General features: G+C 39.4%; 20 protein-coding genes and 1 pseudogene. 8 read left to right on the top strand and 13 right to left on the bottom strand.

The genetic code is table 11. The features are described 5' to 3' along the window. The 9 genes and pseudogenes from B1F84_RS16470 to dnaK form a co-directional block, all read right to left on the bottom strand. Complete coding sequence (locus B1F84_RS16470; protein ID WP_131692114.1) at positions 1 to 957, bottom strand: porin; 957 nt, start codon at positions 955 to 957, stop codon at positions 1 to 3. A gap of 174 nt (positions 958 to 1,131) precedes the next feature. Continuing rightward, positions 1,132 to 2,496: a sigma-54 dependent transcriptional regulator gene (locus tag B1F84_RS16475; protein WP_131692115.1), complete on the bottom strand. Its 1,365-nt coding sequence runs from the start codon at positions 2,494 to 2,496 to the stop codon at positions 1,132 to 1,134. After that, positions 2,489 to 4,219 (bottom strand): ATP-binding protein, encoded by a 1,731-nt coding sequence (locus tag B1F84_RS16480; protein WP_131692116.1) that lies wholly within the window; start codon positions 4,217 to 4,219, stop codon positions 2,489 to 2,491. The genes B1F84_RS16475 and B1F84_RS16480 overlap by 8 nt, the downstream gene beginning before the upstream one ends. Before the next feature lie 172 nt (positions 4,220 to 4,391). Next, on the bottom strand, positions 4,392 to 4,655 hold the full coding sequence (locus B1F84_RS16485) for a hypothetical protein (RefSeq protein WP_131692315.1): 264 nt from the start codon (positions 4,653 to 4,655) through the stop codon (positions 4,392 to 4,394). Positions 4,656 to 4,816: 161 nt separating this feature from the next. Further along, a complete protein-coding gene (locus B1F84_RS16490; RefSeq protein ID WP_010389011.1) occupies positions 4,817 to 5,068 on the bottom strand; it encodes a hypothetical protein in 252 nt (83 codons plus the stop codon). 133 nt (positions 5,069 to 5,201) lie between these two features. Then, positions 5,202 to 5,568 (bottom strand): annotated as a pseudogene (locus B1F84_RS16495) (response regulator). Between the two features lie 149 nt (positions 5,569 to 5,717). Beyond that, on the bottom strand, positions 5,718 to 6,179 hold the full coding sequence (gene ybaK, locus B1F84_RS16500; protein ID WP_131692117.1) for a Cys-tRNA(Pro) deacylase: 462 nt from the start codon (positions 6,177 to 6,179) through the stop codon (positions 5,718 to 5,720). A gap of 102 nt (positions 6,180 to 6,281) precedes the next feature. Further along, a complete protein-coding gene (dnaJ, locus tag B1F84_RS16505) occupies positions 6,282 to 7,421 on the bottom strand; it encodes a molecular chaperone DnaJ (protein WP_076919710.1) in 1,140 nt (379 codons plus the stop codon). A 215-nt stretch (positions 7,422 to 7,636) separates the two neighbouring features. Beyond that, complete coding sequence (gene dnaK / locus B1F84_RS16510; RefSeq protein ID WP_076919709.1) at positions 7,637 to 9,556, bottom strand: molecular chaperone DnaK; 1,920 nt, start codon at positions 9,554 to 9,556, stop codon at positions 7,637 to 7,639. 239 nt (positions 9,557 to 9,795) lie between these two features. Here dnaK and B1F84_RS16515 point away from each other — a divergent pair, with 239 nt between their 5' ends. Further along, positions 9,796 to 10,605 carry a thioesterase family protein gene (locus B1F84_RS16515; RefSeq protein ID WP_076919708.1) on the top strand — a complete coding sequence of 270 codons (810 nt, stop codon included), beginning with the start codon at positions 9,796 to 9,798 and terminating at the stop codon, positions 10,603 to 10,605. Positions 10,606 to 10,608: 3 nt separating this feature from the next. Here B1F84_RS16515 and B1F84_RS16520 read toward each other — a convergent pair whose 3' ends face one another. Beyond that, complete coding sequence (locus tag B1F84_RS16520; RefSeq protein ID WP_240702038.1) at positions 10,609 to 11,379, bottom strand: transporter substrate-binding domain-containing protein; 771 nt, start codon at positions 11,377 to 11,379, stop codon at positions 10,609 to 10,611. Positions 11,380 to 11,518: 139 nt separating this feature from the next. Here B1F84_RS16520 and B1F84_RS16525 point away from each other — a divergent pair, with 139 nt between their 5' ends. The 3 genes from B1F84_RS16525 to B1F84_RS16535 are packed head-to-tail and all read left to right on the top strand — an operon-like array spanning position 11,519 to position 15,014. Continuing rightward, positions 11,519 to 12,748 carry a paraquat-inducible protein A gene (locus tag B1F84_RS16525; RefSeq protein ID WP_076919707.1) on the top strand — a complete coding sequence of 410 codons (1,230 nt, stop codon included), beginning with the start codon at positions 11,519 to 11,521 and terminating at the stop codon, positions 12,746 to 12,748. Continuing rightward, on the top strand, positions 12,745 to 14,400 hold the full coding sequence (pqiB, locus tag B1F84_RS16530; RefSeq protein ID WP_131692118.1) for an intermembrane transport protein PqiB: 1,656 nt from the start codon (positions 12,745 to 12,747) through the stop codon (positions 14,398 to 14,400). The genes B1F84_RS16525 and pqiB overlap by 4 nt, the downstream gene beginning before the upstream one ends. Continuing rightward, positions 14,400 to 15,014 carry a PqiC family protein gene (locus B1F84_RS16535; RefSeq protein WP_131692119.1) on the top strand — a complete coding sequence of 205 codons (615 nt, stop codon included), beginning with the start codon at positions 14,400 to 14,402 and terminating at the stop codon, positions 15,012 to 15,014. Before pqiB ends, B1F84_RS16535 begins: the two co-directional genes overlap by 1 nt. Here B1F84_RS16535 and B1F84_RS16540 read toward each other — a convergent pair. Further along, positions 15,001 to 15,504 (bottom strand): GNAT family N-acetyltransferase, encoded by a 504-nt coding sequence (locus tag B1F84_RS16540; protein WP_131692120.1) that lies wholly within the window; start codon positions 15,502 to 15,504, stop codon positions 15,001 to 15,003. The two genes, B1F84_RS16535 and B1F84_RS16540, sit on opposite strands and share 14 nt — an antisense overlap. Before the next feature lie 289 nt (positions 15,505 to 15,793). On the opposite strand from B1F84_RS16540, the gene B1F84_RS16545 reads away from it, so the two are divergent. Next, entirely contained in the window at positions 15,794 to 17,176 is a 1,383-nt protein-coding gene (locus tag B1F84_RS16545) for a Na+/H+ antiporter NhaC family protein (protein WP_131692121.1), read from the top strand. A gap of 102 nt (positions 17,177 to 17,278) precedes the next feature. Here the strand turns inward: B1F84_RS16545 and B1F84_RS16550 are convergent, their stop codons facing one another. Then, on the bottom strand, positions 17,279 to 20,161 hold the full coding sequence (locus B1F84_RS16550) for an insulinase family protein (protein WP_131692122.1): 2,883 nt from the start codon (positions 20,159 to 20,161) through the stop codon (positions 17,279 to 17,281). A gap of 164 nt (positions 20,162 to 20,325) precedes the next feature. Between B1F84_RS16550 and B1F84_RS16555 the strand changes: the two genes are divergently transcribed. Then, the gene (locus B1F84_RS16555; RefSeq protein WP_076919701.1) at positions 20,326 to 20,745 is read left to right on the top strand and encodes an MAPEG family protein; all 420 of its coding nucleotides are present in this window, start codon (positions 20,326 to 20,328) and stop codon (positions 20,743 to 20,745) included. 46 nt (positions 20,746 to 20,791) lie between these two features. On the opposite strand, the gene B1F84_RS16560 is transcribed toward B1F84_RS16555, so the two are convergent. Then, positions 20,792 to 21,535 carry a peptidylprolyl isomerase gene (locus B1F84_RS16560; protein ID WP_076919700.1) on the bottom strand — a complete coding sequence of 248 codons (744 nt, stop codon included), beginning with the start codon at positions 21,533 to 21,535 and terminating at the stop codon, positions 20,792 to 20,794. A gap of 310 nt (positions 21,536 to 21,845) precedes the next feature. Here B1F84_RS16560 and B1F84_RS16565 point away from each other — a divergent pair, with 310 nt between their 5' ends. Continuing rightward, a complete protein-coding gene (locus B1F84_RS16565) occupies positions 21,846 to 22,037 on the top strand; it encodes a hypothetical protein (protein ID WP_076919699.1) in 192 nt (63 codons plus the stop codon). Positions 22,038 to 22,117: 80 nt separating this feature from the next. Continuing rightward, the gene (gene ushA, locus B1F84_RS16570; protein WP_131692123.1) at positions 22,118 to 23,737 is read left to right on the top strand and encodes a bifunctional UDP-sugar hydrolase/5'-nucleotidase UshA; all 1,620 of its coding nucleotides are present in this window, start codon (positions 22,118 to 22,120) and stop codon (positions 23,735 to 23,737) included. Positions 23,738 to 23,772: the final 35 nt, after the last annotated feature.

Below are 23,772 nucleotides of genomic sequence, written 5' to 3' on the forward strand. Positions count from 1 at the left end.
TTAAAATTTATATTTAAGACCAAGTGCAACACTGTTATCAGCATTTTCTTCTAGGTCAAGGTCAGTATATAAAAGGTAAGCGGTAGTTTGCTTGTCAAAAATGTAGTCTACACCGGTAGTCCACTGAGTTGCGTCTGATGCTTGACGTAGCTTTGAATCATCTTTTGCAAATTGAACTTTAGGTACCCATTTGTCGAGCTTGTAGCTTGCACTTAACACGTAACCATTCCCTGATTTACTACCATCAATTGATTCTGAGTGCTGGTATAACGCACCTAATTGTAGTTTTTCAAATTTATACACGCCTGCGATACGACTTGCTTTAATGTTATTAAGCGAGTCAACATGGCTGATTGAAATAGAGTAAGGAGTTTTATTTAAACTACGGTCACCATAAATAAGGGTTGCAGCAAATCCCGCTTCGTTATCTTTGTTGTCATCTTTTGGCGCATAGGTAAATGAAAACTGTGCATTGTGCCAGTACTTAGAGGTATAGGTAATGGTATCGCCTAAGCGATCTTGTCCGGCAATAACTTGTGAAATATCAGCTTGGGTTTCGTTAAAGTTATCGAGTCTACCTTCAGAGTATTTAAAACGCGTGTCATTTCGCCCTACGACTACTTCACCAAACGCCCCTTTTAGACCTAAGTAGGTATTACGTGCCGCGAAAGGCTCATTGGTATCGTCGTGTTCAAAGCCTTTAACTTGAACCTCGTATTTAAATACCGCTGTAAAGTATTCATTTAATTTATGGTCACCTTTGATGCCAATACGTGAAAAAGGCGCATCAATTTGCGTACCTTCATCAGCATAACGCATGATACCTGTATCGGTATTGGCAATTTGAACTTCAGCTTTGCCGTATACTGTGTAGTCTGCAGCGAACGCTGTAAGGGGTAACGTGGCAGCACTGCATAATGCAGCAAGTACTGAACCTTGGAATAAATTGTTTTTCATTATATATCCTAATTATGTGATGCTACTTGTTGTCTATAACTTTATAGCAAGAACATGACCAACTAATAAATAACAATATATTTCAAAAGGTTAAAAAATAAAGGTAAATAAAAATAGATTGAAATGTGCGGATTTCCGCACACTTAAAATACGCACTATCACCATTTCCACCCACTAATCGGTAAACATATCTCGATTAAGGTTATATTTACTCATTTTGTCATAGAGGGTTTTACGCGCAATCTGTAACGTTGCCATGGTATTTTTGATACTGCCATGGTTAAGCTCTAGGGCTTCTTCAATTAAAGACTGTTCATAAAAGCTAACCTTTTCGGCTAGGCTTAAATCCAATGATAACGAACCGCTACTGCTTGAATCACTTTGTGCAAATGCCAGATCGGGGCCAAGTAATACCGCGCGTTCTGCCTGATTTCTTAGTTCACGTACATTGCCTGGCCAATCATGGGCAAGTAGGCGCTGCTGTAATTCTATATTAAGTGCACCTAAAGGTTTATGAAAACGAGTGGCCGCAATAGAGCTAAAGTGCTTAAACAACAAAGGAATATCGGCTTTTCTATCTCTTAATGCGGGAATACTCACTTTAACTAAACTCAATCGATAATATAAATCGGCTCTAAACTCACCTTTTTCTACCAACGAAAGTAAATCGACTTTGGTGGCCGCAACAATACGAATATCAAGGTCAATGGCTTTATTTGCACCAACGGGAGTAACTTTTCGCTCTTCAAGCACCCGTAGTAATTTAACTTGTAGCGACAAGGGAGTGCTTTCAATTTCATCTAAAAAAACGGTGCCGCCTTGTGCAAACTCAAACTTACCTTTGCGATCTTGTGTTGCGCCAGTGTATGCACCACTAACAGCACCAAACAATTCGCTTTCTATTAATTGCTCAGGCACCGCACCACAGTTAATAGCCACAAACTGACAGCTTGAGCGGTTACTATGATCGTGTAAATAACGGGCAACCAATTCTTTACCTGTGCCAGTTTCACCTTCAATCAGCACATCAGCAGGGGTATCAATCACCGTGTTGAGTAAGTTCATCATGTGCTGCATTTTAAGGGTCTCGCCTAAAATACGCACACCGGGCGCGGAGGTCTTTTCAACCGCACGCTTCAGGGCCCTGTTTTCCATTACTAAAGCACGTTTGTCTAAGGCTCTGGCAATGCAATCTAATAAATTTTCGTTCAGGGGTTTTTCAAATAAATCATACGCGCCTAATTGCATTGCTTTTACCGCAACAGAAACATCAGCATAACCTGTTAAAAATATTACCGGAAGTTCACTGTCGAATGCTTTTACCTGCTCAATAAAGGCTAAACCATCCATTGTGGGCATATTTATATCACTGAGGACCACACCATAAAAGTTACGACTTAAACGGCTTAAGGCAACAGTCGCATCACTAAAGCACTGCACCTCATACCCTTCGAGGGTTAAAAGTTGATTTAACGAATCACGGATCATCGCCTCATCATCAATAACAACCACTTGCTTACAAACAACGGCTTCAATCATTTTTTGGGGCCTCTATGCTTGATAAACTAATAATAAATTGTGCACCGCCTTGAGGACGGTTGTGCGCCGTTAAGTAACCATTAAATGAATCAATAATTTGCTTTGAAATTGATAAGCCCAGCCCTAAACCATTACTTGACTTGGTACTGTAAAACGGTTCAAAAATAGAGCCCAATACATGGTGTTCAATACCTGGGCCACTATCTAATATAGACAGCTTAACGCGATCCTCAAAGCACTCCACATCAAAACTAAGCTCTCTAACAGGCTCACCTTTCATTGCCTGTGATGCATTGGTGATCACATTAACCAATACTTGTTCAAACTTTAATGCATCGACCCACACGGTGATCTCTTGCGAAAACTGCGGTGCACTGACGTTAACATCGTCTTGTTTAAGTTGCGGATGGGTGATCATCAACGAATTGTTTAATAACGCCGACAGTGGATGAGGCCGAAGTTGCATGGTCGCCGGCTTACTAAAGTGTTTTAGTTGCGCTACTATTTTGTGCACCCGCTCTACTAAATTCTCAATAATAATTAAGTTTTCACTTAATGCATTGAGTTTTCCCTTTTTAAGAAAAATTTTAGCACTGGCCAAATAGGTGTTCATGGCGCTTAGCGGTTGGTTTATTTCATGATTAATGCCCGCACTTAATTGCCCTATGGTGGCTAATTTAGCCGACTGTACTAATGCAGTTTGCGCTTTTTCTAGCGCTTGGGTGCGCTCTAATACTTCAAGTTCTAAACTATGACGCGAATACAGTAATTTTTTATACCCGGCAAAACGTGCCAATAAGCTATATCCGACAAAAATTGATACCCAATAAAATAACACTAGCCATAACAATCTGGGCACCTGTAAGGCATTTATGCTTGAAATATCAACCAATACCGTCATGGTTGCATTTAGATGTGTCAGTGGCCTTGAAGCAGCAACATATTCATCTTTAGCAATTTTAAATTGTTCAATGCCTTGGCTTTTGTAGCGCTGCTGTTTTATTTGTAACGGTTGATGATCTAAGTAAGCACGGCGCTGTTTAATATCGCGCCGCGCAGTAATATCAAGCTCTGTAAACGTGTTTAAACGCCATGCAGGCTCATCTGACATAGCAATAATTTTATCCGCAAGTTGCAAATAAAAATGACTGCCTTTTGAAGTATTTAAGAGCGAACGATCGTTTTCAAATTTAGCGACATTAATTTTAAGCGCCACCACACCAATGGCTTTGCCATCTAGATATATAGCCTGAGAAAAATAAATACCCCGCTCTTTAGAGCGCTGTCCAAGAGCAAAGTAGGCGACCTTTTCACCAGCAAAAGCTTGTTTAAAGTAAGGTCTAAATGCAAAGTTGCTGCCTAAAAACGTATAGTCGGTTTGCCAGTTACTACTAGCAATAACATCGCCATGGGTATCTAGTATATATACATCCGAAGCACCACTGGCCTGTTGGATATCGGCCAAATAATTATTAATAGCATTAAAGTGTTGCGATTCGTTATTAGTAAAACGAATCAATAAATTATTTTCACTGAGGAGCTGAGGAATAGCTGCAAATCGCGCGAGTTCATTATCAATGTAATTATTTAATTGAATGACTTGTTGGTCAGCTTGCGTTTTAGCTTGGCCTAAATCATAGGCGCGGCCAAATGAAAATGTAACCAGTAATAACAGCACTAACAGTATACAAGCAAAAATAATTTTTTTAGGAATGGAGAACATAAACGCCTATGACACCAAGGTGCCAATAATAACTAATAGCCACTATTGTATCGATTTATAGGCCTTTGCAGAAGAAACTTTTTGTTAACAAATGTACTGAAACTAAAAAACCGTGAAACAAAAAATATTCCACGGTTTAATTCCCTGCAACGGGGTGCTGTTTTAGCTTAGTCTACGCTTTTGCTAGCGCTGGTTTGTCTTTAAAGTACTTATACAAACCAATTAATGAGGCTGCGATCCAGAATATTTCAATCACAAAGCTCGCTAAGTTAAAGTTATAACAAAGACTGATAAGCAACAAAATAGCGCCGCTTAGATTCATCATGTTATAAACTAAACTTTTTGGCGATACCTTATTTAGTTGCAGTAAAAAAAACGAACCAACCACTAAAAAAGTGCCACTCATACCAACAATATCAAATAAAAGTGCAATCACACGTCTATCCTTTTCCATTTTAAAACCCAACTGGCTGGCCCAATCCATGGGGAGGGTTTTTTTCAATCATTGAAACAGCAAAACCAGCGAAGTTTACCAGTGAAAAAAAAGCAAACAAGGGCTTATGTCCGCCTCTTCATAGTTTGGGTTAAATAACCAGTTTATTTAAAAGTGACTTTACCACCTATCATTTTATAAGCAGCAGTCCCTCTTATGGTCGCCGGGCGTGCAAAAGGCCGCTCACAACCAGGGCATACGCATTCAGTATGAGTGTGATCTTGCGTAATTCGTTCTATAAAGCATTTTACCAACGCGCCTTTGCCCCCTTTGCGGTATTTAAATAATGGCGCTTTGCACGCAGAGCAAAATATATCGACCGTTTTTGTAGGCCCTTTTTTATTGGGCTTAGCCATACTACCTCAATCATTACTTTACGGTTACTAAAGGCGCATATGCTATCACATGATAGAAAAGAAATTGATGGGAGTAAGCATTAATAATCAGAGCTATATTTATTAGGTAATCATGTTAAAAAATATTGTGCTATTAAACTTTAATAGCTAAACGTGTTAATTGAGCTGACAGCACATTCATACTAAAAGGCTTTATAATAAACCCCGATACCTTTGCACTAATTATTTTTTTACCGTCTCAGAGCTGTCTTCACAAGTCACCATAAGCACAGGGAGTTGGGCATGCTCAGTATCACTTCTAATTGCATCAAGTAAGCTAGACCATCCATTTTTGACATATGTAAATCTGTTATAACCAAATCTATAAGTTGATTTTTAATTATAGCTAATGCTTGCAGACCGTCTGTGGCTTCAACAATGTCTTTATAATCTAACTGCCTCAACATATTAATTAATACATGACGCATTAATGGCATGTCATCAACAACTAATATTCTCATATGAATGATTAACCAAAGTAGATGCAAACAAATCTTTATCAAAATGAATTAACAAAAGCTGTTATAGGTAGTATTTACACTAGTTAACTAGAGCTGTTGAAGCAAATAATCATTTTTATTTGCACTACGCAAGTTTGATAATAGAGCATTTAAAAATTACCAAACGAAGCTTGAATAAGCCCAGCTAAGCATGCTGGACTGAGTGCAATTTCAAGCCCTCGCTTACCGGCGCTTACATAAATAGTATCAAAGTCCAATGCGCTTGAGTGTATGTAGGTCTTTAAGCGTTTTTTTTGTCCAAGAGGGCTAACACCGCCCAAAATATACCCCGTACTTGCCTGTACTTTTTGTGGCTCTGCCAGCATTACTTTTTTTACTGCGCAGAGCTTAGCCAATTGCTTTAAATTAATCTGCTGATTAACGGGCGTCACTGCTACAATTAGCTGCTGGTCTGACGTTTCTAACACCAGCGTTTTAAAAACTTGAGCGCTATTAAGGTTTAGCTTTTCAACTGCTTCAAGGCCGTAATTAGTGTTGTTTACATCGTGCTCATAGCTAAGTACGTCAAATTTAATTCGGGATTTTTTTAGCTGTTCTATCGCTGGGGTCATCTGATAAAGTCCTCAATAAATTTCTGATAACTTACCATATTAAACAAAAAAACGGCGCTTAAAGAAGCGCCGTTTTTACCTAAGTTCTGTTGACCCTAATAATTACTTAGTCAGGTCATCAAAAAACTTTTTAACACCGTCAAAAAAGCCTTGCTCTTTTGGACGGTTCTTTGAGCTATCTTTGCCCATGCTTTCTTCAAGTTCTGTTAGCAAGTCGCGTTGACGTTCGTTAAGGTTCACTGGCGTCTCAATCACCACTTTACAAATTAAGTCACCTTGAGCACCACTGCGTACAGACTTAACCCCTTTACCACGCATACGGAACATTTTGCCCGTTTGTGTTTCCGACGGTATTTTAAGTTTTGCACGGCCATCTAATGTTGGCACTTCAATTTCACCGCCAAGGCCTGCTGTAGTAAAGCTAATAGGCACCTCACAGTATAAGTTGTTCGCTTCACGAACAAATATCTTATGTTCACGAACCGACACTTGCACATACAAATCACCTGCTGGTGCACCGTGCATACCAGCTTCACCTTCGCCAGATAAACGAATACGGTCACCTGTATCAACACCTGCCGGAATTTTTACCGATAGCGTTTTGGTTTTCTCTACGCGGCCTTGACCATGACATTTGTTACAAGGATCTGAAATAATTTGACCCTGTCCATGACATGTTGGACATGTTTGTTGTACGGCAAAAAAACCTTGGCGCATTTGTACCTGGCCAGCTCCGTGACAGGTTGTACATGTTTTTGGTTTAGAGCCCGCTTTAGCACCACTGCCATCACACGGATCACAACTTACCCAAGTCGGTACTTTAATTTCTACGTCTTTACCACGAACCGCTTCTTCTAAGCTTAAGTCCATGTTGTAACGTAAATCTGAACCACGTTGCTGGCGTGATTGACGTCGACCACCGCCGCCACCAAAAATATCACCAAATACGTCACCAAAAATATCACCAAAATCACCTTGGCCGCCGCCAAAGCCACCGTGACCACCGCCACCGCCTTGTTCGAAGGCAGCATGGCCGTATTGGTCATACATTTGACGCTTTTGCGAATCTGTTAGTATTTCGTAAGCTTCCTTTACTTCCTTAAACTTGGTTTCAAGGTCTTTATCACCGGCGGTACGATCTGGGTGATATTTCATCGCTAAGCGTTTATACGCTTTTTTTATGTCTCGCTCACTCGCATCTTTGCTTACGCCGAGGACTTCGTAATAATCGCGTTTTGACATATCTATCACACTACTCTTTTCTATGTGCAGCGCTAGCTGCTGGACAAACCGATAAATCATATCGATTTATCATTGAATTTTTAAAGCACTTTACTTACATCTCTTACATACAAAAGGCGCGTTAAGCTTTAGCCTACGCGCCTCAGGTGTTCATCCTAACTTAAACACACAATGTAGTCATAGTGTTTTCGGTTAGCGAGAAGCGTTAGTAACAATTACTTGTCGTCTTTAACTTCTTCGAACTCTGCATCAACAACATCGTCGTCTTGCTTAGCAGACTGTTGTTGCTCTGCACCGGCATCACCACCTGCTTGTTGTGCTTTAGCTTGGGCAATTTCCATTAGTTTTTGAGACTTTTCAGCAAGCGCTTGTGTTTTAGCTTCAATTTCTGCTTTGTCGTCGCTCTTAATAGCACCTTCAAGGTCAACAACAGCCGCTTCAATTGCTTCTTTGTCTTCGCTTGGTAGTGCATCACCCGCTTCTTCAATTTGTTTACGTGTACCGTGAACAAGTGCGTCAGCTTGGTTACGTGCAGCTACTAACTCTTCAAACTTTTTATCGTCTTCAGCATGTGCTTCTGCATCGCGAACCATCTTTTCAACTTCTTCGTCACTTAGACCTGAAGACGCTTGAATGGTGATTTTTTGCTCTTTTCCTGTGTCTTTATCTTTAGCAGATACATGTAAGATACCATCCGCATCCACATCGAATGTTACTTCGATTTGTGGTGTACCACGTTGTGCTGGGCGAATACCTTCTAGGTTAAATTGACCTAGAGATTTGTTATCGCTTGAACGCTTACGCTCACCTTGTAGCACATGAATGGTTACCGCAGACTGGTTATCTTCTGCTGTTGAGAATGTTTGCGATTTCTTAGTAGGAATCGTGGTGTTTTTCTCAATCAGTGCCGTCATTACTGAACCCATAGTCTCAATACCTAGAGATAATGGTGATACGTCTAGTAATAGTACGTCTTTCACGTCGCCTGCAAGTACACCACCTTGAATCGCTGCACCTACTGCAACTGCTTCATCAGGGTTAACGTCTTTACGTGGCTCTTTACCGAAGAACTCCGCTACTGTTTTTTGAACAAGTGGCATACGTGTTTGACCACCTACAAGAATGATATCGTTGATATCGTTCACTGTTAGGTCTGCATCAGCCAGCGCGCGTTTAAGCGGTTCAATTGACTTAGTTATTAAATCTTCAACTAGTGACTCAAGCTTAGCACGTGTTAATTTCACGTTCATGTGCTTAGGACCTGACGCATCAGCGGTTACATACGGAAGGTTAACTTCTGTAGATTGTGCTGATGAAAGCTCAATTTTAGCTTTCTCAGCTGCTTCTTTAACACGTTGCATTGCAAGTGGATCATTGTGTAAGTCGATACCTTGATCTTTCTTGAATTCAGCTACTAAGTAGTTGATTACACGGTTATCGAAATCTTCACCACCTAAGTGAGTGTCACCGTTAGTCGCTAGAACTTCAAATGTGTGCTCACCTTCGACTTCATCAATTTCAATGATTGATAAGTCGAAAGTACCACCACCTAAGTCATATACTGCTACTACGTTTTCACCACGGTTTTTATCCATACCGTATGCAAGTGCTGCAGCCGTTGGCTCGTTGATAATACGTTTAACTTCAAGACCCGCAATACGGCCCGCATCTTTAGTTGCTTGACGTTGTGAATCGTTAAAGTATGCCGGTACTGTGATTACCGCTTCAGTTACTTCTTCACCTAAGAAGTCTTCAGCTGTTTTCTTCATTTTTTTCAGTACTTCAGCAGAAATTTGTGGTGCAGCGCGTTTTTCGCCGCCCGCTTCAACCCATGCGTCGCCATTATCAGCTTTGATAATTTTGAAAGGCATGATGCCGATATCACGTTGTACTTCTTCGTCTTCAAAACGACGACCAATTAAACGCTTAATTGCGAACAATGTGTTTGTTGGGTTAGTTACCGCTTGACGTTTTGCAGGTTGACCTACTAACGTTTCACCGTCTTGCGTGTAAGCAATAATAGACGGGGTTGTGCGATCGCCTTCCGCATTTTCAATAACACGTGCTTTATCACCATCAAGTACTGCAACACAAGAGTTAGTAGTACCTAAATCGATTCCAATAATTCTACCCATGAATCTTCTCCAACTTCTAAATTCGTTAATACGTTCGATGACTAGTTAATAGGGATGCCACAAACTTAATTCAACTGTAAAAATGAAAAAAAATTCATTTTTTTTAATTTATTTACTAAATAACCCTAAAAAGAGTAAGGATTGCTCGTTTTTTGTTATTTAGGAGGGTCCTTATTATCTGGTCTGATGAGTTTGGGTGTGATATAAATTCAGCAAACAACACCAAAAGGACATTATTTGTGCACTTTGAACAATTATTACAACAAGCAGCCCTAGCAAGTAAAAAAACGGACCAAGAAACCAATACTATGCAGTTTCCTGCTAATTGGTGCCAAGGTCGAACTGCTTTTGGCGGACTCTCAGCGGCGCTTCTTTATCAAGCAATGCGCAATAACGTTGATTCATCAAGACGACTGCTTTCTTTAAGTACAAACTTTGTCGGCCCATTATTGGCTGAAAAGCCATTTTCTTTGTCGGTAGAAATATTACGTGAAGGAAAAAGCAGTACCCAAGTGCTCGCCAAAGCTATTCAAGATGACGCAGTATGCGTTATTGTGCAGGCCTGTTTTGCTAAAAACCGTAATTCATCAATTAATGTACCGGTATCAAAGTCTTTAACCTTGCACCCTGTGAACGAACGTCACTGTTTAGGATTTGTTCCTGGGCAAATGCCAGAGTTTTTTCAACATGTTGATTTATGCCCTCAACAAGGAGCCATGCCGTTTAGCAGTGCTGAAACCTCTCATTTAGGTGGTTGGATGCGCTTTAAACATACGCCAGAAGCAATTACAGAAGCCCATGTTATTGCCCTTACTGACGCATGGCCGCCAACCTTGCTGCAAATGTTTAAACAACCAGCACCGGCAAGTAGTATGTCGTGGTATTTAGAATTTGTACAAGCGCCTAACTTAGCGCCGGGTGAATGGTTAGGCTTTGAAGCAATCACTCATCATTCAAAAGATGGCTACGGACTTGAAGATGGCTGTATTTGGTCGCAATCGGGCGAGCTTATTGCGCTCACCCGCCAAACCGTGGCTTTATTTGATTAACAATTAAAAACGAGTGAAGTCGCGCTGGGTATATTGTTTATCTAAATTAAGCATTATGGTGCGATATTCACCGCTTTGAATTATGTTAGCTAAGCCTTTGTCAAAACGGCTTCTGAGGCCATCATCGTTAAAATACGCAGGCATTTCAGAAAACGGGAAAATAGTATGGATAACATAATCTTGAGTCGTATGGTTTTTTTGATACTCTTTTAAATAGTAAAAAAATATGCGCCTATCAATAATGATTGTATCGACCCACCCTGCCATTAAATGATGTATTTGCGCCTGTTGATTAAGTACTTCTTCGTACCCTCCTAAACTATGCAAATTATTACCAAACTCCTGAGGTAAAAAAGCAGGTGCATTTTGAAAGGCAAGTACGCTTTTTGTTGCAAGCTGGTACACCGAATCAATTGTAAAATTTTTCCTTTTAAGGCTTACCACCACATTTTCATAGTTAATAACAGATTCACTTTTATAAACACCCGCAATTAAATTGCCGGTGTAGTTTAATGCAATGTCTATACTGCCCTGAACCAAAGAGCTGTCGCTACGCTGATTTGCCATATAATGAACCTTAATATCATTGATTTTTTGGTCGCGTAGCGCTGCCTTAACAATTTCAATTTGAATGCCTGAATCGTTATAGCTAATAACGTAGGGTGAAATAGTAGGATTAGCGGCTACATGAATGGTTGATGACGCTTGGTCTTTAGCAAAAGCTAATGCAGCAGAACTTAGTCCAAAAAGCATAAAAAATAAAATGACTTTCACTTGCATCCCTCAGTTAAATTAATTTAAGTCATACACTACTTTTTTAATATAAATAATAAGTAATTTTTACCTTAGTATTTGTATTTAAATCGCAAATATTGCACACTTTATTGTATTGATTTAATTATAAGCTAACATTTTGCAAACTGCCTGCCCAAGCTGTGATCTTATCATTGATATTCCCGACATTAATGCCAAACAGGTTGCGGTGTGTCCTCGCTGTAACCACAAAATTCGCGGTGTTAATATTAATCATGACACCGAAATTGTCGCGTTGAGCTTCAGCGCACTGCTGATGTTACTCAGCAGTATGTTTTATCCGTTTATTTCTTTTAGTAGCAATGGTATTACCCAAACAATTACCCTACCTGACGCTGCTCGCATTCTATTTAATTATGATAGTGACCTGCTCGGCCTGTTTATTGATATCAGCATTATTATTCTGCCTATGAGTTTGCTCATTATATTGATCCCTTTACATTTAGGGGTACTCAAAGCGCTGCCACAAGCGCTCGCCAGAAGGCTATTAAAGTTTACCTTAACCCTTGAGCCTTGGATCATGTCAGAAATCTTTTTGATTGGTGTTTTGGTCAGTATGGTAAAAATAATGTCATTGGCTGAGGTTAGTTTTGGTACCAGCTTTTTTGCCTATGTGGGATTTGTAATTTTTTATGTTAGTGCGTTAACACGGCTAAATCGTGCAAGGTTGTGGTCGCAGGTAAGTCCGGCAACTCGGCTTCAAAGTAGTGCAGGCGCAGAACGTGCAATAGACGATAATATAAAAGCCTGCCATGTTTGCCACCAGTTGAGCGTTGACCTAATCTGCCCTCGTTGCCATAGTAAAACCTACTTAAGAAACCCCTACAGCGTTCAAAAAGCAGCAGCTTGGCTAGTTACCTCTGTAATTTGTTATATTCCCGCGAATTTACTGCCCATTATGTACACTATCAGCCTTGGGGATGAAACCCCTGCCACGCTTATTTCTGGTGTTATTACCTTATGGAATAGCGGCTCGTACCCTATTGCGCTGATTATATTTTTTGCAAGTGTGGTAGTGCCATTAGCGAAAGCGCTCATTTTAAGTTTTTTATGTTTTATGGTTACAAAACCTGCCAACCTGCATACAAAAGGTTACACAAAAGTGTATCAACTTACTGAATTTATAGGAAAATGGTCTATGATTGATGTGTTTGTTGTGGCTATATTAGTTGCATTAGTGCAGCTAGGAAATTTGATGTCGGTTATACCGGGTTTAGGCATCGTCTTTTTTACTGTTATGGTATTATGCCAAATGATGGCAGCACACGCATTTGACCCTCGTTTACTGTGGGATTCACCTAAAAATAAAAACGCAGAGAATAAAGCATGACTAAAACAGCCAACGTAGCACAAAAAACACGTATTTCTGCGATTTGGATTATTCCCGTGGTTGCCTTATTGGTAGGTATTTGGATGCTTTATCAGTACCAATTAAATAAAGGGCAAACAATCTATATTTCTATGCCGCAAGCCGAGGGCATTGTTGCCGGTAAAACAGAAATTAAAGTACGCAGTGTTAAAATAGGACAAATTGATCACGTACGCCTCTCCAACAGTCAAGACAGCGTGATAGCCAGAGCACAAATAGATAAAAACTACGATAACTTGCTAACTGAAGATGCCCGTATTTGGGTGGTAAAACCTCGCATAGATGAAACTGGCATTAGTGGCATGAGCACTTTGCTCTCAGGCGTTTATTTAGAGTTTTCGCCAGGCGAAAGTAAACAACTAAAGAAGCAGTTTAAACTTCAAGAGGAACCCGCATTAATAGGCAAAGATGTTCAAGGTGGGCGTTTTAAGTTGCTCAGTTACAATGCAGAAGTACTTGATGTGAGTACTGGCATATTTTTTAAAAACTATAAAATAGGCCAAATAGAAACCGCTACTTTTGATTGGAAAAACCAAGCAATGCAATACGGTATTTTTATTAAAGCCCCCTATGAGAACTTGATCACCTTAAACTCTATTTTTTGGGTTAACTCAGGGATAGAAATAGATCTTTCCGCAGATGGTATCAACATTAACACTGGTTCTTTAAGCAAATTATTGAAAGGGGGGATCTCTGTCGGACTACCTGAGCAGCAGGCTCCTGGCGATTTAGCACAAGACGGGCATAGCTTTTCTTTAAGCCAAAGTTACAAACAAGCCTTAGAAGAGCGCTTTTATGATTTTGATTATTACCTTATTGAATTTGAACAATCTATTCGAGGGTTACGTGTAGGTGCCCCAGTAGAGTATCGCGGTACACGCGTAGGTACTGTGGTTGAAGCACCCGCCAATGTAATTATAGATGGTAAGCCCGCCCATTTTCGCGCTAAAAACACTGCGGTTCCGGTATTAATAAAAGTCGAATATGGACGTCTTTACCACATCACCTCAGTAGCAAAAGAATATTGGAAAACAAGCGTTAACGAATGGATTGAAAATGGCATGAGAGCATCGCTTAAACCGGGGAATTTACTCACTGGTGCAGTGTACGTCGACTTTGACTTTTACACAGACACCCCAAAAAGCGAGCTTAAAAAGCTTGCTCAATACGATGTGTTTCCGAGTGTATCTAGTGGTATAACGGTGCTTGCTGACCAAGTGTCTGATGTGCTGAATAAGGTAAATAATTTAAAAATAGAAGACAGTTTGGCAAAAATGCAAACAACTTTCAGCGAGTATCAAGCGTTGGCCAGTGAAATGCGCACATTATTAAGTAAGCCCGACACCCAAAATTTACCCGGTGACTTTAATCGTAATCTCGAAAAAATAACCAAAAGCATGGAGCAATTTGAAATAACCATGCGGCAGTTTGATAAAACCATGGCAAGCTATCAAGCAGGCTCACAAATGCACCACCAGCTTGAACAAACACTGCTGCAAATTAAGCGTTTATCTGAAGAATTCCAACCACTTACTCGTGGTTTAAACGAACAACCTAACATGCTCATTTTTGATAAGTCACTGCCTAGCGACCCGCAACCAAGGAAACAATAATGAAAGCACTATTTTTAATTTTAGCTGGTTTGATTATAAGTGGTTGTAGCTCGGCTATTCAAACTGCAACTCAATATTACCAATTTGAACAACCCATAACTGACTCTTCGCGAAATGTGCAAGATACAAAAGCACAACTCAGGGTGCAAACAGTTACCTTAAGAGGGGCATTGAATAACCGGGGTATTGCGATGAAAGTAGATAATAATCAAGTTCATGCTGCTAATTATCATTTGTGGGGCGAATCGCCGGATGTAATGCTTACAACAACTGCGCAACAAACATTATTTAATGCCATGAGCAACTGGATGGTTATAAAAGGGTTGCCAGTCATCACCGACCAACAACAACAAATATTTTATGAACTAGAATATGAATTACATCACTTTAACGGCGATCTGCAAGGTAACGCAGATATCTCAGGGCTATGGCGTTTGTATTATACCCACCCAGAATCAGGCAGACGTTTACTAAGCATTCATAACTTCTCAAATGTGACGCCAATAGATGACGATGGCTACGATTCATTAGTCGCTACCCTTGAAAAAATGTGGCTAGAGATAAATTCAAATGTGGCAAACACAATTGAAAAAACAAGACTCAATCATAAATAAATACTTTGATGGCGGTTTTATCAGCATTGATGACTGCCTTACCCACCTCAGTAAAACCTAGTTTATATAGTACATTTTGAGACCCTAAATTAGCCGTTGAAGTAATTGCGCATAAATCTTTTATACCTAATTTATGTCTGTTATTTAAAAGTATTGTTGCCGCCTCAAAAATATAACCTTTTTTTTCAAAACTGTCTTTTAGCGCAAACCCCAAGTCGGGATATTGCATAGTCGCTCGCTGATAAAAACCTACAATACCAATGATTGTTTCATCATGGAGTGTGATGATATAAGGCCCAAAACCGTGCTCTTTATGGGCAGCTATAAAACTGTCTTTGATGTATTTTTTAGCGTCGTCTAGGGTATAAATACCTTTATCACCAATGTATTTAATAAAGTTGGCCTGGTTAACTAACTTAAGTAACTCAGCCGCGTCAGCTATTTGTGCAAAGCGAAGGTTCAGACGCTCTGTTGTATATGCAATATTCACAATGACTCCTGATAAAATTTTTCACGATCCAATATTTTTATTGACTGAAATAAAAAAGAAGATTATTTTTGCGCCGATGTTTTTAAAGGCACAACAATAGCGGCATGCATTCCTTGCTCCGTCTGGCGCCAAAGCCAACGCGTTTCACTCAAACTATTAATTTAACATAAATGTTTTAAGTGCCCTCCACGCGTGCAAAAGCAGTGACTTGGAAAATGATTTAACAACAAACTTATCATCTTCTTTGTTTTTGTATAAGCAATTTGCTTTTAATTTTGTGATCTTATAAATGCTTGAACCTTCTGCGTTAAGTTTGCTGCCGCCTGCGGTAGTGGTTGTATTGGCTGTGGTATTACGCCGTCCTATTTTATCGTTACTGGTTGGTGCTTTAGTTGGGCTGTTAATAGCCGATCCTAAACAAATACTCACCAGTTTTGCGAGTACCTCTTTAAAAGTAATGACAGACGAAACCATTGGTTGGCTTATTTTAGTGTGTGGTGGTTTTGGCGCGCTAATTGCGTTATTGGTGCGTACAGGAGGCGCTTCTGCATTTGGTACTTTGGCTTTAAAATATACGCGTGGCAAGCGCTCATCATTATTGATGACCTTTTGTTTAGGCTTGGTTATTTTTATTGATGACTACCTCAATGCGCTCACAGTGGGTGAAACCATGAAACGGATCACTGATAAATTTAAAGTAAGCCGTGAAATGCTCGCCTACGTGGTTGATTCAACAGCTGCGCCTATTTGTGTGTTAGTCCCTCTATCAACATGGGCTGTATTTTTTGGTGGCTTATTAGTTGATAACGGTATTGCAGAAGAAGGCCAAGGCATTGCCGTTTATATGCAGGCTATTCCTTACATGTTTTATGCATGGTTTGCGGTGCTGACTGTGGTGCTGGTTATTGCAGGTGTGATCCCTACTTTTGGCCCTATGAAAAAAGCAGAACAACTTGCGCTTACTCACGCTCCATCTTTAGAGCCTGCGCTTTATACTGAGGTACAAACGGCGGATGAATACGCAGTTAAAGCAGCAGAAGAACACTTTGAAGATGCTGATCCCAAAGGTAAGTTATATAACTTTTTATTGCCGATTATTTTGTTAGTGGCATTTACTGTTTACTTTGAAATAGACGTATACAAAGGCCTTTTAGCGACAATGGCTGTTACTTTACCATTTTACGCGTTACAAAAATTAATGAGCTTTAGCGAAATGATAGAGCGTATGCTGGATGGTTTTAAAAGTATGATCCCGGCAATTGGGACTGTAATAGCCGCCTTTATATTTAAAGACGTATGTGACTTGATTGGTTTACCACAATTTGTAATTGGCAGCTTAAGTCCATATATGACCGCTGGCTATTTACCCGCGGTGGTATTTGTTGCGATGTCGATATTAGCGTTTGCGACGGGGTCAAGTTGGGGTATTTTTGCGGTCTCAATCCCTATTGTTATGCCACTGGCAACCGCTGTTGATGCAAATATTCCATTGGTGATTGGCGCATTACTCTCAGCGTCTTCATTTGGCAGCCAAGCCTGTTTTTACTCTGACTCTACCGTGCTGGCAGCTCAAGGCTCAGGATGTAATTTAATCAGTCATGCCGTGACTCAATTACCTTATACACTCATTGCTGCAGCTTTAGCCATCATTGGCTTTTTACTAATGGCTTAAAGTGAGTATTTAATTAAAGTCATACTTAGCCAAAAATATAGCACCGTTAAAACAAAACCCAGTCAACAGTGACTGGGTTTTTGGTTTTAAAGTAATTTCAACTTACTTTTGCAATTTTATATCGCTGTAGTAGGCATCTAAACTCGTGACTTTAGTTTGGTTTGGTAAATCAGCAAACTCGCTATCACTAAACTTAGTGCCGCGTAGCTGCACATTTAAACGAGCTGCTTTTGGATTTAACATTGTTTGCTGGTAGTAATCTTTAATATCAGCAAGTGTGACTTTTTCCACCTCTGCAATTAATTTTTGTTTTGAATCAAAGTCAAAGTTTTCACGGTACCAATCGTTAATAAGCGGGCTCATTTCATCACTTAAATTCTTGGGCTGCTCTTTTAACGATACCAAGGTTGCATTTTTAAGCTGTGAAAATGTTTCTTCACTCATGGCATTAAGCTCTAAAGCGTACTCTTTTTTGAACTTATCAAAGCGTACTTGAATGTCTTTTGGCCCTTTCACCGGTGTTTGGATAAATAAACCAATACCAGAGTAATCTTCAATAGGACGCGCTAATGCGCCTACTGCATAGGCAAGTTGCTCTTCAGTACGCATTTTATCAAACGCGATTGTTCTAAAGTGCCCTTGTAATACAGCTGCCTGTGCTTTTTGTTTGTAACCAGGTGTTGGGTGGATAGTCATATCGACCACCGCTACATCGGCTACATCAATATCTTTGTGTAATACACGCGCTTCACCTGGTTGCGGTAACCATGCTTTACTACGTGCAAACTCAGTTTGAGTATGGGTGCTTGGTAAAATAGCCGTTAACTCAGCAGCAATAGCATCAATGTCTTTTTGATTGTAATTACCGTAGCTAAATACACGTAAGTTATTATTCGCTAACGTGCTTTGCTTTAAGGTCTGTAAATCTGCAAGCGTTAGTGCTTTTGCAGCATTAATAAGCGCATCTGTATCAAAGCTACCAGTACGAGTTAGCTTAGAATACTCACCAAATGCTTGTGCATACGGGAATTGTTTTTGTTGATTTAGTAGATCACGTTGATAACGGTCAATGGCTTGGTTAAATGCTTGTGCTGAAATTTCATCATCAAACCCAGCTAACGCTTGTTTAAGTAAAATATCTTGTTTATCGGTAAAACCGCTTAACGAGAGCACCAATCCATTACTTGAGCTTAGATTAACGTTCATGCCAGCAATAGCCGCTTCAGTTCGTAACTGACTTAATTGAGTGTTATACAGATCAGCCCAAACAGAATAAAGAACGGTTGAGTTAATATCATGCAAACCTGTTTGCGTGTTGATATACACTTCAACTAAACCCTTGGGTTGCTCTGCAAACTGCTGACTTGCTTGGCGCCAAATTTTTACGCCGTTTTTATCGTAGCTAAGCTCAGGATGCTTCTGCTCTTTAAAAGCTTGCGTTTTAATAGCAAAACTCTCTGGCAGTAAATTGTTAACACTTGGTAAGGCTAAATTAAAATCACTTGGTTTTTCCCAGCTGGCAATTTCTGCGTCGCTAATATCGTTAATTTTATATTTGCCATCGTAAAAATGCAGCTCAGAATCTGTATCTTCCTGTTGAGAAATATACCAAATGCGCAGTGTATCGGCATTCAGTTGCTTAAGTACATTGTTAACCGCATCAGCATCAAACTTAGCATAGTAGTACGGTGCGTTTATCGCATGATTTAACGGATAATCTTGCATGCTTTGTGTCAGCGCACTAACGTAGTTAAACTCATCGCCTTTTTCTAAAAATTTAAACTGGTTATTTAACGACGTGCGAATTTCATTAAAGTACTTACTATTAACACCCTCACGTTTAATTAAATCAATATATTGCATAATAGTCGCAACTATTGCTTCGCGGTTGTTCATGCCTTCATCAGTCAGCTCTATGTTCACATTTAAAGAGCCATAGTTACCATACTGATTTGGTGAAGCAGACGCTGATAACTGCGATACCCAACCCTTATCACGTAATATTTGTGCTGGGCTACCTGGCATTTCATTACTAAGTAAATAAGCAACAAAGCGATTAGGTTTTACTGCAAATTCAGTTTGGTTATTAGCAATTGTGAAATCGAGCTGTAATTGTTTAACGTCTTCATTTGGCGAGTAATAAACACGTTTTCCACCGGCATTATCAAAATCTAAGCTGGCAGTAACGCTAGGCTTTTCAATATTTTTATTTTCAATGTCAGCAAAGTATTTTTGTGCTTTTTTCTGCATTTCTGCAATCGGTAAATTAGAAATCAGCGCCACTTTCATAATATTTGATGAGTAATATTTGTTATAAAAGTCGACTGTTTCTTTGTGTAACGAACTATCCGCTTTGTCGCCTAATGTTTCAAGGTTACCAATTAAGAATCGGTTAGCCGGGTGTTCACCCATCATTTTACGTGCTAGCTTAAATTGGCCAAAAAAGTCCATTTCACGACGCATTGACCACTCAGCATTCACTGCGTTTTTTTCTTTTTCTGTGTATTCTGGGTAAAGCTTTGGGGCTTTGAAAAAGTCTGAAAAGCGGTCTAGCCCTTCATCAAACGCATCGTTATTAATTTTAAACATGTAGTTGGTAATATCGAGCCAAGTATAAGCATTATGCGCGCCACCGTTTTTAGTCATAAAATCGGAGTACCCTTTAGTGTCAGGGTATCGCTCAGTGCCTAAAAACAGCATATGTTCTAGGTAATGCGCCATGCCTTGTTGGCTCATTGGGTCATGTAATAGACCTACACCTACACTTAATGAAGCGGCTGATTTTTCAGCGCTTGGATCAGAGACTAAAATCACTTCAATATCGTTAGCAAGTTTCAAGGTTTTGTATTCACGGTTATCGTTAGGACTAACAACCAGCGTTGGTGATAAAAGTGAGGTTTGTGATGATTGAGAAAGAGTGGCGGTATTCGAACAACCGCTTAATATTGCTAGTGCAATTGCACTTAAGCCGATGATGTGTTTCATTTTAGTTTTATCCGTTATCGTAGAATAGGGTATTAGCGTTTTAAAAAGACTAAATCAGCTATAAACTACCATTATCAATTAATACTATGCTACTAATTAGCACTTAATTATGTAACACATTGTGAATAACAATCGAATACTCAAAGAAAATAATAAGGTAAGTTATGGAAAAGATAATAATAATAGCCATGTTTGTGCAAGTAACACTTTCATTAGTTGTTATGGTGATTATGGGAAAACGTCGTTTTGCAGCGGCTAAAAATAAACAAATACAGTTAAGCGACTTTGCTGCTATGCGCCTCGATAATGCAGGCGATCATGTGAGGGTTGCTGATCGTAATTTTAGCAATCAATTTGAAATACCTGTGCTTTTTTATGCGGGATGTTTACTTGCTTTACAGCTTAATACGGCAAGTGTCAGTATTGCAGTACTTGCCTGTTTATTTGTAGCGACACGGATTATTCATAGCCTCATTCACCTTGGTAGTAATCATTTAAGAACCCGTTTTAGAGTATTTTTACTTGGTTGCCTATCTGTGTTTGTAATGTGGACTTTGCTAGTGCTGGGCATACTTTATAATTAAACAAAAATAACGGCGAATTTAGTCATTCGCCGTTATTTATTAAAGTTTACTTAGCACGTTTCAAACGAGGTACTACTAGTAATAGTGCACCTAATAACCATACCATACTGCCACTAGAGTCTGAACTTTGTGGTGGGGTAACTTCTACGTTATCAATTAATGTATTCTCTTTAGGTGTTAAGTTTTGTGCTGAATTAGGAGCATCACTAAGCACAACCACACTTTGAATTGATACCAAGTTTTCATTACTAATAACCACATTTTCATCTGAACATTGCGCTTGAGTAATACCAACTAATGGCACTTCTGAACAATGAACTAAGGCAGCAATTTTATCTAAGGTTTCTTGGCTTTGCGCTGTTATTTGTCCAAACACTGTAAACCCACCATTTTGTAAATCTAAGTTTTGGCTGTTATCACTCATATTAAAAAACCATTGGCTAGTAGCGCTATTTTCATTACCGCCCTGCTTTGCCATAGCAATTGTGCCTTTTACATTTGAGTAAACAGGTTCGTTTATTACCGCAGGCTTGGTTGTAATTGGATCCATTTTGTCAGAGAAAGTAAAGCCCCCTCCTTGAATGATAAACTTATCAATAGAGCGATGTATTACCGTTTGGTTGTATGCAGCATCATCAACATAACTTAGGAAGTTTTCTACTGTTTTAGGCGTTTGTTGATCGAACAAGTTAATTTCTATTGTTCCTTGGCTCGTTTGCATTTCGACTATGGTTGCTGTGCTTGAAAAACTGGCTGCAGCTAGAATTGACGCTAATATAAGCTTCTTCATTACTATTCCTATTTTTTATTGTCATTAGAATTAATATTTTATGCGTCATAGAATAGTGTGATTCATTTTATAAATCGATACATAAGTACTTAACGCTACAATTCATAGCAAAGTAATTACACCACAGTTACAACTGTTTACATTTTAATTTGAAACACGTTATGGATAATTAATTGTCTTAGTGCCTTGGTGTACATCACGATTACTCTTTTTAAATTAACTTTAAACCTAGCAAGGTACTTAAAAAGACCCTTATCAATCACTCTTTTTTTGTTATTATCAGCCTACACAATGATAGGAGTAAATAACAATGACTAACAACACGACTATTTGTGACTTTGGCCTACACCAAGGTGAACCATACACCCAATTGCCAGTTAGTTTTTTGAAATGGATGATTGATATTAATCACCAAAAATCTCAATATGCACGAGATGAACTTGCCCGAAGAAACCGAGTTGTAGAGCAGCAGCGTGAAGCCTCACTGGCTGAAAAAACATAAAGAAGTGCGTTTTTTTAACCTCGAACTAGTTTAAACTAGCTGCCTACTAGATTGAGCTTTTATTCATCGATAGGTATTTTATGCGTACTCTTGTTTTTCTTGTTTTTCTCCTTGGCTTGTCTGGCTGTGCCAGCGACGCTGTCAATAAACCTACAGCGCACTATTTAACGGTTCTTCATACCAATGATAACCACGGTCGCTTTTGGCATAACGAAAAAGGCGAATATGGCATGTCTGCGCGTAAAACCTTAATTGACCAGCTAAGAGCTGATGCAAAAGCACAAGGACATCAGGTGTTATTATTATCAGGTGGCGATATTAATACCGGCATACCTGAATCAGATCTGCAATTTGCGGAGCCCGATTTTAGAGGTATGTCGAAAATTGGCTATGACGCAATGGCACTAGGTAATCATGAGTTTGATAACCCATTAAGTGTATTAAAAAAACAACAGCAATGGGCTAACTTCCCGCTTTTATCTGCCAACATTTTCGATAAACAAACTGATAAAGCTGTTTTTGAGCGCTATAAAATATTCAAAAAAGGCGGCTTAACCATTGCCGTTATTGGTTTAACAACCACAGATACTGCTAAAATTGGTAACCCACAATACATTGGTCACTTAGATTTTAAAGATCCTGTTGAAATTACCGCCTCACTTACCCAAACCCTAAAAACAAAATACAATCCCGACATTACCATTGCCGTAACCCACATGGGACATTACGTAGATGCTAATTATGGGATCAATGCCCCTGGTGATGTCACTTTAGCTCGCTCCTTAGATAAAAATGCTCTTGATATGATTATTGGAGGGCACTCCCAAGAGCCAGTGTGTATGGCTGCTGAAAATGTTACTGATGAGAACTTTAAACCGGGTTTAGCCTGTAAACCTGATCAGCAAAATGGAACTTGGATAATGCAAGCCCATGAATGGGGCAAGTATGTGGGAAAAGCGGAGTTTAAATTAGAAAACGGCCAATTATCACTGCTTAGTTATCAATTATTACCGGTTAATTTATACGTAGATAAAAAGCAAAAAGATGGGAGCGTAAAATCCGTTCTTGCTGCAAATTACATTAAACCAGATCCAGAACTGCAAACCTTTTTAGCGACGTACCAACAAAAAGGAGCAAAGCAAATTGAAGGTAAAATTGGCTTCGTCAATGCCAGACTTGAGGGAGATCGCAACAAAGTACGCTTTGAACAAACAAACCTTGCGCGCGTCATCATCCAAGCACAAATGAACACCGTGGGTGCGGACTTTGGCATTATTAGCGGTGGCGGTGTTCGCGATAGCATTAATGCAGGTGACGTGAGTTATAAAGATATACTTAAAGTACAACCTTTCAAAAATCGTGTCGCCTATATCGACTTTAAAGGCAGTGATGTTTTAACCTATTTAAATGTCGTGACACGTTTTCCACCCGACTCTGGTGCTTACATGCAATATCACAACTTAGCATTTGAATTGAAAGGTGAGCAGGTAACTAATGTGTTCATTGCTGGAAAACCGCTTGATATAAACAAAACATACCGTATGAGTATTAATGAATATAACGCTTCAGGTGGCGATAGTTACCCAAAAATCACACAAATGGCAGGATTTGTAAGCACCGATGAAACGGACTCACAAGCATTAAAGCGGTTTTTTGCTGAGCACAGCCCTGTTGATGCAAGTGAATTTGTACCTAAGTAGTAATCTAATGTGAACAATAATGAGTGTCATTAAAA

Source organism: Pseudoalteromonas sp. DL-6, from assembly GCF_004328665.1.
GTDB lineage: Bacteria > Pseudomonadota > Gammaproteobacteria > Enterobacterales > Alteromonadaceae > Pseudoalteromonas.